The organism is Rhodococcus sp. UFZ-B548 (assembly GCF_903819475.1).
Taxonomy (GTDB): Bacteria; Actinomycetota; Actinomycetes; order Mycobacteriales; family Mycobacteriaceae; genus Rhodococcus_F; species Rhodococcus_F erythropolis.
Genome location: NZ_CAIJDS010000054.1, coordinates 37,009 through 52,739, shown reverse-complemented (window position 1 = coordinate 52,739; position 15,731 = coordinate 37,009). Strand labels below are relative to the sequence as shown.

16 protein-coding genes and 2 pseudogenes are annotated in these 15,731 nt (G+C 60.2%); 5 read left to right on the top strand and 13 right to left on the bottom strand.

The annotated features are described in order from the left end of the window. Positions 1 to 210: 210 nt before the first annotated feature. Positions 211 to 612, bottom strand: a complete 402-nt coding sequence (locus tag H7C86_RS30790) for a VOC family protein (RefSeq protein WP_182262886.1) — start codon at positions 610 to 612, stop codon at positions 211 to 213. A 24-nt stretch (positions 613 to 636) separates the two neighbouring features. Here H7C86_RS30790 and H7C86_RS30785 point away from each other — a divergent pair, with 24 nt between their 5' ends. From H7C86_RS30785 to H7C86_RS30770, 3 genes and pseudogenes are all read left to right on the top strand, one after another. Then, entirely contained in the window at positions 637 to 1,017 is a 381-nt protein-coding gene (locus H7C86_RS30785; protein ID WP_182262885.1) for a helix-turn-helix domain-containing protein, read from the top strand. Positions 1,018 to 1,051: 34 nt separating this feature from the next. After that, positions 1,052 to 1,862, top strand: a pseudogene (locus H7C86_RS30780) (IS256 family transposase); the annotation flags it as partial. A 39-nt stretch (positions 1,863 to 1,901) separates the two neighbouring features. After that, positions 1,902 to 2,588: pseudogene (locus H7C86_RS30770) on the top strand (IS6 family transposase). 342 nt (positions 2,589 to 2,930) lie between these two features. Here H7C86_RS30770 and H7C86_RS30765 read toward each other — a convergent pair. Further along, positions 2,931 to 3,902 (bottom strand): MBL fold metallo-hydrolase, encoded by a 972-nt coding sequence (locus H7C86_RS30765; protein WP_182262884.1) that lies wholly within the window; start codon positions 3,900 to 3,902, stop codon positions 2,931 to 2,933. Positions 3,903 to 4,445: 543 nt separating this feature from the next. On the opposite strand from H7C86_RS30765, the gene H7C86_RS30760 reads away from it, so the two are divergent. Both H7C86_RS30760 and H7C86_RS30755 read left to right on the top strand, forming a co-directional pair. After that, complete coding sequence (locus H7C86_RS30760) at positions 4,446 to 4,967, top strand: GNAT family N-acetyltransferase (protein ID WP_182262883.1); 522 nt, start codon at positions 4,446 to 4,448, stop codon at positions 4,965 to 4,967. A gap of 92 nt (positions 4,968 to 5,059) precedes the next feature. Next, positions 5,060 to 5,845, top strand: coding sequence for an IclR family transcriptional regulator (locus tag H7C86_RS30755; protein WP_182262882.1), 786 nt, complete (start codon positions 5,060 to 5,062; stop codon positions 5,843 to 5,845). A 4-nt stretch (positions 5,846 to 5,849) separates the two neighbouring features. Here H7C86_RS30755 and H7C86_RS30750 read toward each other — a convergent pair whose 3' ends face one another. The 11 genes from H7C86_RS30750 to H7C86_RS30700 all read right to left on the bottom strand — a co-directional run bounded on the left by H7C86_RS30750 (position 5,850) and on the right by H7C86_RS30700 (position 15,485). Beyond that, a complete protein-coding gene (locus tag H7C86_RS30750) occupies positions 5,850 to 6,632 on the bottom strand; it encodes an SDR family oxidoreductase (protein ID WP_182262881.1) in 783 nt (260 codons plus the stop codon). Beyond that, positions 6,616 to 8,331, bottom strand: a complete 1,716-nt coding sequence (locus H7C86_RS30745; RefSeq protein WP_182262880.1) for an IlvD/Edd family dehydratase — start codon at positions 8,329 to 8,331, stop codon at positions 6,616 to 6,618. Before H7C86_RS30745 ends, H7C86_RS30750 begins: the two co-directional genes overlap by 17 nt. Continuing rightward, on the bottom strand, positions 8,324 to 9,244 hold the full coding sequence (locus H7C86_RS30740) for a 3-keto-5-aminohexanoate cleavage protein (protein ID WP_259349344.1): 921 nt from the start codon (positions 9,242 to 9,244) through the stop codon (positions 8,324 to 8,326). Before H7C86_RS30740 ends, H7C86_RS30745 begins: the two co-directional genes overlap by 8 nt. Beyond that, on the bottom strand, positions 9,241 to 9,873 hold the full coding sequence (dhaL, locus tag H7C86_RS37530; RefSeq protein ID WP_259349343.1) for a dihydroxyacetone kinase subunit DhaL: 633 nt from the start codon (positions 9,871 to 9,873) through the stop codon (positions 9,241 to 9,243). Before dhaL ends, H7C86_RS30740 begins: the two co-directional genes overlap by 4 nt. A 29-nt stretch (positions 9,874 to 9,902) precedes the next feature. Beyond that, positions 9,903 to 10,898: a dihydroxyacetone kinase subunit DhaK gene (locus H7C86_RS37525; RefSeq protein ID WP_182262879.1), complete on the bottom strand. Its 996-nt coding sequence runs from the start codon at positions 10,896 to 10,898 to the stop codon at positions 9,903 to 9,905. Then, positions 10,895 to 11,329, bottom strand: a complete 435-nt coding sequence (locus tag H7C86_RS30725; protein WP_182262878.1) for a hypothetical protein — start codon at positions 11,327 to 11,329, stop codon at positions 10,895 to 10,897. Before H7C86_RS30725 ends, H7C86_RS37525 begins: the two co-directional genes overlap by 4 nt. Next, on the bottom strand, positions 11,329 to 11,757 hold the full coding sequence (locus H7C86_RS30720; protein WP_182262877.1) for a hypothetical protein: 429 nt from the start codon (positions 11,755 to 11,757) through the stop codon (positions 11,329 to 11,331). The genes H7C86_RS30725 and H7C86_RS30720 overlap by 1 nt, the downstream gene beginning before the upstream one ends. Then, on the bottom strand, positions 11,744 to 12,664 hold the full coding sequence (locus tag H7C86_RS30715; protein ID WP_182262876.1) for a 3-keto-5-aminohexanoate cleavage protein: 921 nt from the start codon (positions 12,662 to 12,664) through the stop codon (positions 11,744 to 11,746). Before H7C86_RS30715 ends, H7C86_RS30720 begins: the two co-directional genes overlap by 14 nt. Next, complete coding sequence (locus H7C86_RS30710) at positions 12,654 to 13,418, bottom strand: SDR family NAD(P)-dependent oxidoreductase (protein WP_182262875.1); 765 nt, start codon at positions 13,416 to 13,418, stop codon at positions 12,654 to 12,656. The genes H7C86_RS30715 and H7C86_RS30710 overlap by 11 nt, the downstream gene beginning before the upstream one ends. A 2-nt stretch (positions 13,419 to 13,420) precedes the next feature. After that, on the bottom strand, positions 13,421 to 13,963 hold the full coding sequence (locus H7C86_RS30705) for a VOC family protein (protein ID WP_259349342.1): 543 nt from the start codon (positions 13,961 to 13,963) through the stop codon (positions 13,421 to 13,423). Positions 13,964 to 14,105: 142 nt separating this feature from the next. After that, positions 14,106 to 15,485, bottom strand: a complete 1,380-nt coding sequence (locus H7C86_RS30700) for an MFS transporter (protein ID WP_182262873.1) — start codon at positions 15,483 to 15,485, stop codon at positions 14,106 to 14,108. Positions 15,486 to 15,731 lie beyond the last annotated feature (246 nt).

Here is a 15,731-nt window from a genome sequence, read left to right as displayed (position 1 = left end):
GCCAGCCCGTCTACTTCAATCCAGCGTCAGCAACGTCCATACCCACAACAACTAGCAGCGAACATTGTTCTCGAGCACGACACGAGAGGTCTCCAGCAAGCTGCGGATGTGGCACGCAACAATGCACACGACGCCGCCCATCACGCCTGGGACATCAAACGAATCCTCACCCATGGTGCGAGATCGACTGAAACCAATCAAACCGCTGCTCTAAAGCGCGGTGGTCCGACTATCGGGGACCTGCCAGACTCTCTGAGCGATCGCCGGAGCCCACTGCACGTATTCGACGGTGACACCGTCAGCATGAGTGAGGTAGAAGAATTTTCCCGTCGCACTCTCGAGTGGGCCGGCTTCGACACGAGCTCCGGATCGAACCAGCTCGGCAACCACGACATCTAGGTCGTCCACAATCACGGGCCCGACCGTCCCTCGGTACTTCGCAGTTTCCGCTGCGGGCCCTCCAATAATCAGAAAGTCACCAACAGCCGCGATGTCTGCTTTTTCGAACTGAAACCGGAGGTCTGCCGGTCGGCCGACAAGAGTTTCGTAGAGAGGTAATGCGGTCTCGGTATCGTCGACGAAGAGTCGGGCGTAGGTCTTCAAGATCGTCATAGCTCGAGCATAGGAAGGAATTCGATGGTGCAGAAGTACGCACTTACAAGTGAGAACCCCGGCCGGGAGATCGACGACCGCGAGCAGCAAGCTCGCGCTGCCGCTCGTGCGGTGTTCGAAACCCTGACAAACAAATGGACCCTTCCGGTTCTGGAAGCCTGTGGCGACGGCTGCCTCAGATTCACCGCCCTGCATCGCGCACTCGACGGAGTCAGCCACAAGATGCTCACTCAGACGTTGCGTTCGATGGAACGCGACGGATTGGTTGATCGACACGATTACCGGACTGCGAACCCTCGCGTGGAATACAGTCTCTCCACCGCCGGCCGCGATCTGCTGAGAACGGTGTACTCACTGTGCGGGTGGTCACGTCGACATCTCGACGAACTCATGGAGGGCACGTAGCCCACCTTCACGGTGCGTCTTCGCAAGGCCCCGATACACATTCGTCGCGGCCGACGCACTGGTACTGAAGGCGCGTGATGAACGTGCACGCCTTGTTGGCGGTCGGCATCAATCGCGACGGACACCGAGAAATACTGGGTCTCGACGTCTCCTCCGGGGAAGACAAGGCCGGCTGGTTGACATCTCTTTTCTTTCGCGGGCTCGTTGCCCGCGGATTGAGCGGGGTGAAACTTGTGACCTCCGATGCCCACGCTGGCTTCGTGGCGGCGATCGGAGCGATCGCTACCTGGTGTGTCGTGGCAACGCTGCCGAACGCACTACGCGGTGAACTTGATGTCGATCACTCCGAAAACGCAATGGCCTGGGGGGTGCCCCCTGGATGGAGTCCTTGAGGGAGGGTGAAGACGATGCTGCATTCGATCTACGACCAACCAGACTCGAAAGGCATTGCGGAACAATATGATCGAATGCTCGATGCGTTGTCGGACAAGCTTCCGAAGGTAGCGGCACATCTCGACGACGCCCGGGCGGAGTTGCTCGCGTTTACCGTATTTCCGAAGGAGATTTGGCGTCAGATCTGGTCCAACAATCCACAGTAACGACTGAACAAGGAGATCCGCCGTCGGACCGATGTCGTCGGCATTTTCCCCGACCGGACCTCGTTGATCCGGCTCGTCGGGGCGGTTCTCGCCGAGCAACATGACGAGTGGACTGAAGGCCGTCGATATCTCGGTCTCGATGTTCGGGCCCGCTCCCGAGTAAGTCTCGTTACCCCGGAAACCGTTGACGACAACACAATCGACGAGGAGGTGAACTCGACTATCCGAACAGCGCTGACAGCCTGAACGAGGAAATCACGCAGTGCCCGTCCTCACACACCACGCATTTGGACTTGCCCCTCGGTCGAGATCATCAGCCACTGCGTGTGGTTGCACTTTCGGTTCCAGCTCAGCTTCCGCGAGGACGAGGAACTCATGCTCGAGCACGGTGTCGTGGTCAGTTACGAGACGATCCGGCGGTGGTGCGCCAAGTTCGGGAAGGCCTACGCCAACCAGCTGCGCCGACGGCGGGCCCGGCTCGGTGACAAGTGGCACCTCGACGAAGTCTTCATCAAAATCAACGGCACCCTGCATTACCTGTGGCGGGCGGTCGACCAGGACGGCAACGTGCTCGATGTGCTGGTTCAGTTGTGCCGAAACGCGTTGGCGACCAGACGATTATTCCGCCGACTACTCAAGGAAGTGCAGTATGTTCCGCGGGTGATCGTCACCGACAAGCTGACCAGTTACAGCGTCGCTCACCGTGAGATGCTGGCCTCGGTCGAGCATCGCCAGTCGAAGTATGTGAACAATCGAGCCGAGAACTCGCATCAACCCACCAGGCAGCGATAACGGGCGATGAAACTCTTCACATCACCTGGGCACGCGCAACGATTCCTGTCCGCTTTCTCGGGTATTTCACCGCATTTCCGGCCCAACCGGCACAGACCCTCTGCGCCCGAATGGCGTACCGAGATGGCCGACTGCTTCACGGTCCGGCAGGAAGTCAGCACGACCGGGATTGCATCCTGAACCGTGAACCACCCAACGAGGGATACATCGCTTCGTGCGCCAAAGCAACTGCGCTGCTATTTCTTTCAACTAACGTGACAGTGTCGGCTGAAGCGCACAACAGCCAGCTACTCTCCAGAGCGATCAATGAGACGTCTCATCGATGCAGGCAGAACACCATGCCGACCTGGTTGTCAAGGCGAACGGTGCAACATTCGGGCAGTCGTCGGTCGCGCAATCCTGCACTGAAATTCTCAATTCTTCGCCGCTTCAGCGAGCTCGGCGCCGTTGCTGAACACCTTGCTGCAATCTACACCGGAGCCTGGAGACTAGATGGTCGAAACTCGACACCTTGACCCGGCCCTACTGAGTTGGCTGCATGCCGGGCCTTTGAGCCCTCCTGAGGTCAACGGCAGGCTCCCGGGCAGCAAGGAAGAATGCCGCCTCGGGAAAGCCGATTGCATTGAATCCGACCGGGATCGGCTCATCGACCGGAAAGTGCGCTGGTAACAGAAGCAGACCTTCACGCGCGCACCGATCAAGCAACGCTGTGCGGGTTCGCAACGAAACAGCGGGGTCAGCATCCCCGCCTTGGCAGAGGTCCGGAAACAGAAACTGGATGGGATGGTGAATGACGTCACCGGAGATGACCGCGCCGCCGTCGGGAGTCTGGATCTCCACCGTGAGATGCCCACCCGTGTGCCCAGGCGCAACACGCACCACTACAGCGGTCCCTTCGTGCTCCGCCAGGACATAACCGTCGTCGACAGCCACCCACGCCGCCTCGTCGAGTACCGGACGAACGCTGTCCTCAAAGGTTTTCACGAGATCGGAAACCACACCTTCGCCAGCACCAGCTGCGGCCAACCGCTCGAGACCTTCGAGTTCAATACGCCCGAAAATGTATGTGGCACCGGGGAATGTCGGCTTCCAAACCCCTGCGTCGAGCTTGGTGTTCCAACCGCAATGATCAGGATGCAGGTGAGTGCTGATAACGGCATCGACATTATCGATGCCGATGCCGGTGGCCGCAAAACGTGTGAGGTAATCGGTGTCGAACATGTGATGCGGCAGTAGGTTCGGGCGATTCTTGTCATTGCCGTTTCCCGTGTCCACCACGATCGTCTTACCACCGATCTCGACGACGTAAGTATGGATCGCAAGCACCAAATCGCCACTCGGTCTGTCCACGAATGGCTCTGCCAACAGACGAGATGCGGCCTCGACTTCAGCGTCGCTGATCAAGGGGAACAGATCGCGCGCAGCAAACGGCCAGTGCGCCATTTCTGTAAGTTGTGTGACGCGCGCCGATCCGATGTCGATGCCGAAACTCATCCGCCTTGAACCTCCGTTCAGCCAGGCACATCTTTGTGATGCGCAATGACACATACTGACCCCACGCTGTTCCGATCCCAACCAGCGAGTCCCGATCATCGGACCTATCCTCCACCGCAACAGTGCCACCTTCTCGTGACCCTCGCTCCACGCTTGTCGGAGACAATTTGAAATCACTCGGATCGAAACGGATCCATTCCGATCCATGTGCCGTGGTTCGACCATCATCGGGCGGTCCCTGTCATCGATCCCGCCTTCCACTACGGTGCGCGGCGACGGCCGTTCACCGAGCGCACATGAAATCGAATCCAACACTGCCACAATATATTCAATCGATATTTGCCGAATTGACGAGTCTGGTCCCGTAAGCCAGTGCCTCGCGGCGTCCGATGCGGGAGACTACTCCAACGCCCTTCATACGAAACTTGGGGCGAACTCCGAATCCTGACTTCCTGTGGTGGCACTCGAGACCCCGCGGCGCACGCTTACCGATACTATTCGTGTCGAATTGGTCTCATCGTCTGCGTCAGAAGGACACTACACATGGCACACGACATCAAGATTTCATCGCTTCATATTCGTGAGGTGTCGTGGACCCATCCTGATGCCGAGGCTTTACGCGGCGAGATGGCTGCCGAGGTGGGGCCACGCTACTCCGACCGCGTATCCACTGCCGACCGAGCGGCCGCAAATTCGGTTGACCCGCAATCGGTGCACCTGACAGTGGTGGTGTACGCCAACGACAGTGGGCGCGAGGGTGAAGAACCACACGCGGTGGGCCATGCGACGCTTCGTTGGAACGGCGCCGATCTGGAGTTGAAGCGGATGTACGTCAGCCCGTCGCATCGCGGAGGTGGCGTGTCCACACTCATCTTGGATACGGTCGAAGATGCTGCCCGGAAGGCTGGACGGCCACGGCTGATTCTCCAGACCGGGGACCGTCAACCCGACGCAGTCAGATTGTATGAAAAGAGTGGATACTCGCGAATCCCGATCTTCTCCCCCTATGAAGTTATGCCGTTTTCGAACTGTTTCGAGAAGGTGTTCACACAACCCCACGGCTGAGTTCGGGTCGAAACCACCATGCAGGCGTCAATCCTCCTGAGTGCCGCCACAACCGCTCGACAATCCTTCGCCGGGCAGACAGAATGCTTAGTGTGAGTCCCATTCATCGGACCGATGGCGAGATTTCAGCGATTGGTCGATCCACCGAGATTTTGAAGACATTCCGTGACAGCTCAGGCGTTCTCAGCGCTGCAGAGCTGGTCCGCCGAACCGGTATGGCAAAAACAACCGTGTATCGAATGGTCGACGATCTTGTCCGCGTCGGATTGCTCGAACGTCAAGGAACTAACTACCGGCTCGGCCTGCTGTTGTTCGAGATCGGCGAATCTGTTCCACGCCAGCGCAACCTCCGCGAGGCGGCGCGGCGGCACCTCTCGGCGCTTCGTGAAGCCACCGGGCACAATGTCGGTCTCGCGGTCCTGGATGGTTTCGACGTGGTGTACCTGGACGTCTTTCGCGGCGACGACGGTCCACGCCTTCCACAACAGATCGGGGGTCGATGGCCGGCACATGCAAGTTGTTCCGGCAAAGCAGTATTGGCGTTCACCGACCTAGCCGACGTCGCGATTCCCGGCGTCCTGAAAGCACACACCGAGAACACCATCACAGACCCTGAACTCTTCCACAGCGAACTGGATCGGGTCCGCAGAAGAGGCGTTGCCTTCGATCGTCAAGAAGCCCTCCCTCGGATTGTCGGCGCAGCTGCACCCATCTTCGGTCCCGACGAGGACGTTCTCGGGGCGATCTCTATCTCGGGCATGTCCGGTCGCATCAATCTGACTCGAATCGATGCCGCAGTGAGAACTACCGCAATCGCTATCTCACGTGACCTGTCGAACGCTCAGTCCGTTGTCCGGCCGGTGCTGCAGCGACGCTGAAGTCTCAGCCACGTCCGACATAGGGCATGCGGTTGGCCATGATGGTCAACGTCGGAATGTTGACATCCAATGGCAGATCTATCAGCTGCACAACGGTATCGGCCACATGACGCGGATCGAAAGTCGGTTCGGGCTTCGTTGTACCGTCAGCCTGCCGGGCCGAGTGGCTGACACCCGCAGTCATATCTGTTGCGGCGTTACCGATATCGATTTGGCTGCAACAGATATCGAACTCGCGGCCGTCGAGGGATATCGACTTCGTCAATCCGGAAACGCCGTGTTTGGTTGCCGTGTAAGCAGCGCTTGCCGGTCTCGGTGTGTGGGCGGACAGCGAACCGTTGTTGATGATGCGGCCACCTCGAGGATCTTGAGTCTTCATGATCCGAACTGCTTCCCGGGCACAGAGAAACACGCCGGTGAGGTTGGCCGCGACGGTATCGTTCCAGGCAGCCGGATCGATCTCGTCCACGCTTCCCGAGGGCCCGAAAGTCCCCGCGTTGTTGATCAGCACATCGAGTCTGCCGAATCTTGCCGACACCGCAGCGAAGAGTTCGCGAACCGAGTCGGCCGACGAGACGTCCGAGGAATGCACATTCGCACGCTCGTACCCTTCGGCTACCGCTTCGAGCTTCCCACTGTTCCGGCCAACCAACACGACATGGTGTCCGGCATCGAGTAGGCCCGTGGCCATGGCGCGGCCGAGCCCGGATCCCGCACCCGTCACCACTACTACCCGACCAGCCCGCTCAGTTACAACGCGAGCGGCCCGCTCAGTGATTGTCACCATGGACCTCCGTTCCTCGTTTCCCCACGAGGAAGTCGAAATCTACTCCCCGGTCAGCCTGCATCACATGATCGACGAACAGTCGCTGATACCCGCTCGTGAACTTCGCCGCGGGCAGCGGCAACGCCAGAAGTCGCTGCGCTAACTCCTCGTCGTCGACGAGAAGGCGCAGCACGCCACGCTGAACGTCCAGTTCGATCATGTCACCGTCTCGGACGGCGGCAAGCGGTCCACCCGCGGCCGCCTCCGGCGCAACGTGCAACACCACGGCACCGAATGCAGTTCCGCTCATTCGCGCGTCGGAGATCCTCACCATGTCTCGTACGCCCTGCTCCAGCAGTTTCCGTGGAAGCGGCAGGTTACCCACCTCGGGCATCCCGGGGAATCCCTTCGGTCCCGCACCCGTGAGAACGATGACGTCATCGGCTTCGATGTCGAGATCCGGTGAGTCGATACGTGCAGTGAAGTCGTCCATTCCGTGAAAGACGACTGCACGCCCCACATGACTCAGCAACTCGGGTGACGCGGCGGACGGCTTGATCACGGCACCGTTCGGTGCGAGATTCCCCGTCAACACTGCGATTCCCGCCTGCTCACGCAGCGGAGTTTCCGTGCTGCGGATGACGTCAGAGTCCCACACGACTTCACCGGAATTGTTCTCGCCCAGCGTTTTACCGGTGACGGTCAGTGCATCCCGGTGAAGTGCGTCGCCGAGTTCGGCGATCACTGCAGGCAGGCCGCCGGCGTAGAAGAAGTCTTCCATCAGGAATGTGCCGGAAGGCATGAGGTTGACCAGTAGCGGAACGTCTCGGCTCTGCTCACCGAAGTCAGCGAGTTCCAGTGGTACTTCCAGCCTTCCCGCGATGGCAAGTAAGTGGACCACAGCGTTGGTGGAACCGCCGATGGCCGTGTTGACTCTGATCGCGTTCTCCAGCGACCGTCGGTCCACCACCGCGGACATCGTAAGATTCTCGGCCACCATCTCCACGATCCGAACCCCGCTGTCTCGCGCCAGGACTCGCCGCCGTGAATCCACCGCGGGAATCGCCGCATTTCCCGGAAGAGTGAGACCCAGCGCCTCCACGATCGATGCCATCGTCGAGGCGGTACCCATCGTGTTGCAATGGCCCGGCGACCGTGACATCGCCGATTCTGCTGTCCTGAACTCACATTCGCTCATACAACCGGCTCGAACGGCTTCACTCATCTCGAATACCGACGTCCCCGATCCCACAGTTTTACCCTGATGACGGCCGTTGAGCATGGGCCCGCCGGAGACGACAATGGTCGGAAGGTCGCAACTCGCCGCGCCCATCACCAGCGCCGGAGTGGTCTTGTCACAGCCGCAGAGTAATACGACGCCGTCGATAGGGTTTGCCCGAATCGACTCCTCCACATCCATGCTCACGAGGTTGCGGTACAGCATCGTCGTCGGTCGAATGATTGTCTCTCCCAGCGACATCACCGGAAACTCGACGGGGAATCCTCCAGCTTCGATGATTCCCAGACGAACTTGCTCGGCCAAGTCCCGGAAATGGGCGTTGCACGGAGTGAGTTCTGAATAGGTGTTGCAGATTCCGATAACCGGACGTCCGTCGAACATTCGGTCGGGGATGCCCTGGTTCTTCATCCACGATCTGTGGATGAAGGCATTGAGATCGTTGCCACCGAACCAATCCTGTGATCGTAGTGTTCTATCCATCAGTGCGGTCCAATCCGAGTATGGCTCTGGCTTCGTCCGGGGTCGCCGGTTGCAATCCGAGACTCTCGACGATCCCGACGATGTTTTCCACCAACCGGACGTTCTCGGCCGGCTCGCCGGTCTCGAGAAATGGATAGTCCTCGATCCCTACCCGTACGTGTCCGCCGAGCACGAGCGCATGGGTGAGTCCACGTATTTGATCGCTACCACTGATGCTCACCGAGAAGACGGAATTCTCCGGCAAGTACTCCACCATCTCCTGCAAGTTCTTCGGGGAGTACGGCATCGCATTCTGAAAGGTGTGATCGAGACCGAGAACCAGGTTGACGAGGTGGGGCCCCGGATATCCCGCAGTGAGGTCCCGGATTTCCTGAAGCAGATGGGTGGGACTGAACGCTTCCCACTCCGGGGTGATTCCCAGCGCGCGCATGGCGGACGCGAGTTCGGCTGCGCGACTCGGCGGCGTATCCATCAGCACCTCACCAACCGGAGAGGTCACATACGCGGTGATCGCATCCAGCGTGCACGTGTCGGCGCCGCCGTACAGGCCCTGCAGCCTCGCGTCCCAGTCGACGACGCGACTTCCGTCGCTGCGGGTACGCACCATGTCACCGTTGACGCCACCACCGGTCGAGTTGTTCAGCACGATGTCGCAACGTTCACGGACCAGCGTGTTCATGTGGCGATAGATGGCAGCGTCGCACGTCGCTTGATCGTCCGGTCTGCGTGCGTGCAGCGCCGCCACGCTCGCGCCGGCGCTGTGACATCTCGCAACGTCCGCGGCAATCTGCTGGGGCTGTGTCGGGATATGCGGGTTGTCCGCCGCTGTGAGAAAGCCGCCTGTGGGAGCAACCGTCACAATCACCTTGTCCCTGAGATCGTTCACGATCACCTTGTCCCTGAGATCGTTCACGCCGGATCACCTTCCCGCTGCGCCGCAGAAAAGAACATCGCGATCGCAGCTGCACCCGGATCTTCGACACCACGGGCATGTTCACCCACGTACGTAGCGCGTCCACGCCGCGCGAGCATCGAGCGTGTCGACTTTGCCCCGCGCTGCGCCGCACCGGCGGCAGCGTCCAGCGCAGCAAAGACGGTCGATCCGGAGGTTGCGGCATCCGACAACGCGTCAGCGGCTGGAACCATGGCATCGACCATTGTCTTGTGACCCACCTGCGCATTGCCCAAGCGCTGAACCGCCGAGGTCGCCGCCGTCAGGGCAGACGCAAAATCTTCTGCGGTGACGGCATCTCCGGTTATCGCTCCGATCCTGCCGAACCACAGCCCGAGCAGTGGTCCGCTCGTACCGCCGGTGTCGAGAAAAGCGTCGGACACGCGAGCGAATATCCCACCGGGGTCAGACGGCGGATCCAGGTCGATCCGGCGCACCGCGCCGCGGAGACCGGAGCGCAGATTCATACCGAAGTCCCCGTCACCGACGAGCCGGTCGAGGTCAGTGAGGGCATCGAACTGGTCTTCGGCCTGGGCGGCAAATCGATTGATCCAAGCATGCGTGTCGCCGACGTTCAGCGTTGTCATCATGAAGCTCTTTTCGGTAGTGCAGATGTGAATTACCACGACAGCGCGGCGGTTCGAACCGGCGCATCCCACAGATCCAGAAACTCGTCGGTCGAACGAACCAGAGTGATCGAGAGTCCGTGCATATCCAGGGCTGTGACAAACGACCCGGCAATGACGCGGTCCAGAGCAATACCGGCCCCGTCCAGAAATGATTTCAATTCGGCAGTGGCGATAGCTAATTCGAGGTCGTGGGTGGCTCCCAGACCGTTGACTATCGCAATGACTCCGCCGCCGCGCTCGGCGCTGATCGCCTCGACGATCGGCGCTGCCAGTTGTTCCACCAGTTCCGCTGCGGTCACAGCCGGCCGAGTCTCCCGGCCACGCTCGCCGTGGATACCGACTCCGAATTCCATCTCGCCTGGTGCCAGTTCGAACGAAGGGCGGGTCTGTCCCGGAGGTGTACATGAGCGGAAGGCAGCACTGAGCGTCGCCGAGGCCGAGACCACCCGACGGCCCAGTTCGGCTACCTCGGCAAGCGCGAACCCTCGCTCCGCTGCAGCGCCGCATATCTTCTCCACGGCAATGACTGCCGCAGTGCCTCGCCTTCCAGGGCCGTCGTTGTCTGTCGACACTGTCGCGAGGTCGTCGTCGACCACCACGATCTCCAGTTGCCGTTCGGTGCCCAGGAGCTCTGCAGCGATCGAGAAATTCAGCTTGTCGCCGGTGTAGTTCTTCACGATCAGCAATGCGCCTAGGCCATTCTCGACTGCCTCGACCGCTGCGCGAATCTGGAATGCCGTGGGACTTGCAAAGACCGCTCCGGGAACGGCCGCGTCGAGCATGCCCAGCCCCACAAATCCCGAATGCAGCGGTTCGTGTCCGGCACCGCCGCCGGACACGAGGGCAACTTTGCCTCGACTGCCCTGCGCCCGCGTCACGAAAGTCGGGTCTCGGTGATACGAGATCGTGGTCGGATAAAGAATCTGAAGACCTTCCAGTGCTTCTCGCACAACATTTTCGGGCCGGTTGACAACGTGGCTGCTCATGACGGACTCTCGGATCCGATGGTGGTGCCGAGGGGAAAGCGCAGAGCAAATCCGGCCACGCTCGTACGGACGTTGTCGCCCACCCTCATCCCCGCGGAGGCAGCGGGACCGTTGACGTACGAGATTGTTCCGTTGTGCCACATATCCATTCCATTGCTGATCTCGGCGGAGTCGTGACTGACCGCGACGCCGGCAAGACCTGCCTCCCCCATGTGAATAATTCCGACGATCCCTGCCTGGTCCTTGCCAACGCCCGCGTCGTTCATGACGGCCAATGCACAACCGGTTGCAATCGCCATCCGTCCGGATTCCTGGCCGCCGTTGGAGGCCGCGACAACAATGCGGTCTCGATCCCCCTGTTCGATCTGCGACATGCTGTCCATGACAACGATCACTCTGCCGTTCTCCTCACCGACTATGCCCCGAAACATCAACCGACGCCTCTCTGGACCAGCGCCAGAATTTCTTCCGACAGGCGCGCTCCCAGACGCACTCCTGCTCGAGCAGCAGTCGGATTGACGTAAGTGACGATGCCGCTTTCCCACACGTCCTTGCCGTCGCCGATGCGCGAACTGTTGTGTCCGACTGCAATACCCGCAATGTCTTGTGCGTCGACCGCCGCCAAGCCTGCGATACCCGCTCGGTTCTTTCCGACGCCGGCGTCGTTGCACACCACTACGCGCACGCCGTACTCCACTGCGTATTCCCCGGCACTCGTTCCGCCGTGTGAACCGGTCACGATCACGTCACCACTCTGCGCACGCGACGCGAACGCTATGGAGTCCATGATCCAGACACGCTGCCCGTTCGCGGTGTGCACCAAAGTGGGTTCGGCGCCTTCTGTTTCAACGACTCGCATGAACATTCACCCCTAGAATCCGACGCGCCTGTTCCGGAGTTGCGGGTTCGCGTCCGTACCGGCGAGCGATAGCCGCGACTTCCTTCACCAAGTCAGGTGACGACGGATGTCCCAGTTCCGCGTAGTGATAGTCACCCGCACCGATCGCCACATGGCCGCCGCGCCTGATCGATTCCTCCGCTGCTGCAAGGACATTGCCGCGATAGGCGGACACGATCCACTCCATCGTCAGATCTGGTGGCAGTAGGTCCAATTGTGCACGCAACCCGGCGACAGTAGCGGGATGCGCCGCCGGGAACTCGTCGCCGCCGAGGATGAACGCAACGGCCAACGGCAATGCCAGACTCTGCGATCTGGCATGTGCAACGATGGCGCGCGTCCAACTGACGTTGAACGACGTCAGGTACGGCGCCATTCCCAGTTCGGCCGCGCGGGAGAGAAGCTCGATCTGCGTTCGGGTGTCGTTGACGAAGACAGCGGAGTCGGTGACGTAGTGACCGGTTTTCGAGTCGATCAGGTCCATCGCCGCGCAACCCATGTCGATGACCAAGAAGTCGGAACGAGTATTCGGATTCGCCTGATTCGGAGCAAGATTCGCCAGTCGCTCGTCGACTGTACGCCCGGGGACGTTTGCCATGGACGGTGCGAGCAGAAGATTCGACACCGCGCGAACTCGCTCGATGATTGCACCGTATGTCGCCGCCGAGTGATCGGCGCCGCCGTCCACCGTTCGCCCGTGAAAGTGCATCACCGATGCTCCCGCGTCCTCGCACGCTCGCGCGGTCTGCGCAATTTCGTCAGGTGTCCACGGTATGTGGGGATTTGGTTCGCGCATGGTGTTTTCGTTGACGTGAACACCGATGACCACCGGTTTGTCTGTCGTAGCGGTCCATTGATCAGTTGTCATGACGATCCTTCGGTAGATTCCAGCCGGCGCCCATCGACTGACCACCGTCAACCGTCCAGGTCTGGCCGGTCACGAAACCGGCAGCGGGACCGGCGACAAACGTCACGACTTCGGCGATCTCGTTCGGGTCGGCATAGCGTTGCAGCGGAATGGATTCCAGGATCGCGCGCTGCATGTCAGGACTCTGTGCACGCCGCGCCAATGGTGTCAGTGTGGATCCGGGGGCCACACAATTCACGCGGATGCCCTCACCTGCCAGCTCTATCGCGAGCTGAGTGGTCAGGGCGATCACTCCGCCCTTCGACGCCGAATACGACGCCCGGTCGACACTGCCGCGCAGACCCGATACCGAGGCGATCGTGACTACCGACCCGCCGCCGTCGGCAGCGAGTAGGTCCACGAACTCACGTACAACGGCGAACGTGGAGACCAGATTCAGTTCGAGTGTTCGTCTGAATCGTTCGGGTGTCGTCTGGCGAACCGGAGCGTTGTCCGCAGTTCCGGCGGAGGTCACGACGGCGTCGACGCGGCCGAACGCTCCTTCGGCGACGTCACACAGTCGGCGGAGATCACCCTCATCGGTGACGTCCGTCCGAACCTCGATCGACCGATTGTCCGCTGACGCAACACTGTCGCCAGGTGCGTGTGACAGATCTGCGGACACGACGTTCCAGTCCTGGGCGACAAAGCGCCTGCATGTTGCCAGCCCGATACCGGAAGCGCCGCCCGTCACGATTGCTACCTTTCGGCTCACGGCTACAGCACCTTCCGCATGTCGCGAATGGGGTCAGACCCATCCCATCCCTGCGATGCCGCCTCGATGGCGCGAAACAGATTCCCCTTGCGCCCACTGACCTCGGAGAGTTCGACGACGGTTCCCGGGTACGCGCTTTCCTCGAAGTAGACGAAGCGTTCGTCTGGAGCACCACTGCCGGAGCGACCGCTCTGCAGTTCGACGAGTCCGCGCTGCTTGGATTCCGTCAGATGGCGATCGAAATCCGTAGTCCAGTAGGCGACATGCTGAAGTCCTTCGAGACCGCGATCGGTGAACTCGCGGAATGCCGACGGTTCGTTGTTGTGCTGCTGAATCAGTTCGATCTGTGCGCTACCGCTGTGCGCGAGTGCAACACTGAATCGCGGTGCACTCGGTTCGCCGCGAAAGACGAAGTCGTTCAGGGGCTGGTCTTCCACGAAGAAGAACGGTCCGACGCCAACCACGTCGATCCAGTATTTCAATGCACTGTCGATGTCGCGCACGACGTAGCCCAATTGGCGCAATGGCCCAAAATATTTACTCACGAAGGTCCTCGTTTGTCGTTGGCCGCCGGCCCCGACCGTCGACGGCCGTGACCCGGATGCTCTGATGATGTCCCGCGACAGAGCGCACGGAGAATGCATAGTTCCCGTTGATCGGGACTTATTGCTGCTCGAACGTCTGCGCTCAACCCTGCTCGGGCGTGACGAGAGTGCCTGCGTCCCGTTCCGACCGGTAGTCCAGCGTCAGTTGAGCATTCACCTTGTCGGCTTTCCTCGTGAGTAGCTTGAGGATCAGCACGATCAGTGCCGCCGTTGCGAGCACCGCGGAGTACACACCGATGGCCGGCGTGAAACTGTTGGTCGCATCCTTGATCCAGCCGGTCACCTGAGGGCCGAAATAGCCACCGAGGTTACCCATTCCGTTGATCACTCCGAATCCGGCAGCAAGAGCGGCGCCGGTAAGGAAGCTGGACGGCATGGTGATGAAAATGCTCATCGAACTATAGAGACCGATACCAGCGATGCAGAATCCGAAGATCGCGACGACGGGAGTGGTGAAAAACAGTGCGGCAATGGCAAATCCGAGCGCGGCCACCGACGCCGCTATGGCAAAGTGCACGGGACGTTCACCGGCGCGGTCCGAATGCCGCGTCCACCAGATCATCGGCCCGATCGCGATCAGAGCAGGTAACGCGGCAACCCAGCCGATCTGCGTGGTGGTCATCCCGAGCTGCGCATAGATCTGCGGCATCCAGATCTGGAACCCGTTGAGACTGAATGTGAAACAGATAAAGACGGCGATCAGAACAAGGACACGTGGATGCACCAGACCCTGCAGGAAACTGTGCTTACCGACTACCGCTTCACGCTCCTGCGCCTCGGCTTCGAGAGTGTCGGTGAGCCAACCACGTTCCTCTTCGGTGAGAAACTCGGCCTCGGAAGGCTTGTCACGCAGAACCTTGTAGATCACGAAGGCCATCACGACAGCCGGGACGCCCGTGAGAATGAAGACCCACCGCCAACCCGAAAGCCCGAGAAATCCGTCGATAGCCATCAGATGCGTAGTGATCGGCGTACCCAGCCCCGAAAAACAGATGAACGTGACGATCCACGCCATCGCCTTACCTCGATCGCGATTGGGGAACCATCTGGAGACGAAGAACAGCATTCCCGGAGAGAATCCAGCCTCGGCGATACCGAGAAGGAATCGAGCTGCGACCAGGCCTGAGGCACCCTGCACGAAGGCCGTCCCGATCGTGACGATCCCCCACGTGATCATGATCCGGGTAATCCAACGGCGCGCCCCGACCTTTGTCAGAATGTAATTGCTCGGCGGTTCGCAGATCGTGTAGCTCCAGAAATAGATACCGGCAGCGAACCCGAACATCGACGCAGAAATGCCTAGTTCCTTGTTCATCGTCAATGCTGCGACACCGATGTTCAGGCGGTCCAGATACAGGACGATGTAGGCCAATCCGATGACCGGCATGAAGCGGAGCATGACTTTCCGGACTGTCCTGTCCGGAAGTGCAAGCTGCTCGGGGGTAGTTCCTTCGTGACGCATGATTCACCTCGTAGTCATTCGAACACATCATTGTGATGGCTGACACAGAGACGATGCGGCTCGACGACCGAAGTTCACATACACAATTCCCGATCATCGGTACTTCATCTAATCGCCGCCCGTCCCCTGGAAGCGACAGTCAGCCGGCGGGTATACGAATCATCCCGTCGACGATCACGATATTGGGCCCGCGCCCAACTAACAAGAAGGCATCCTCCCCGCGAGACCAGGTCTATCACATCCTAA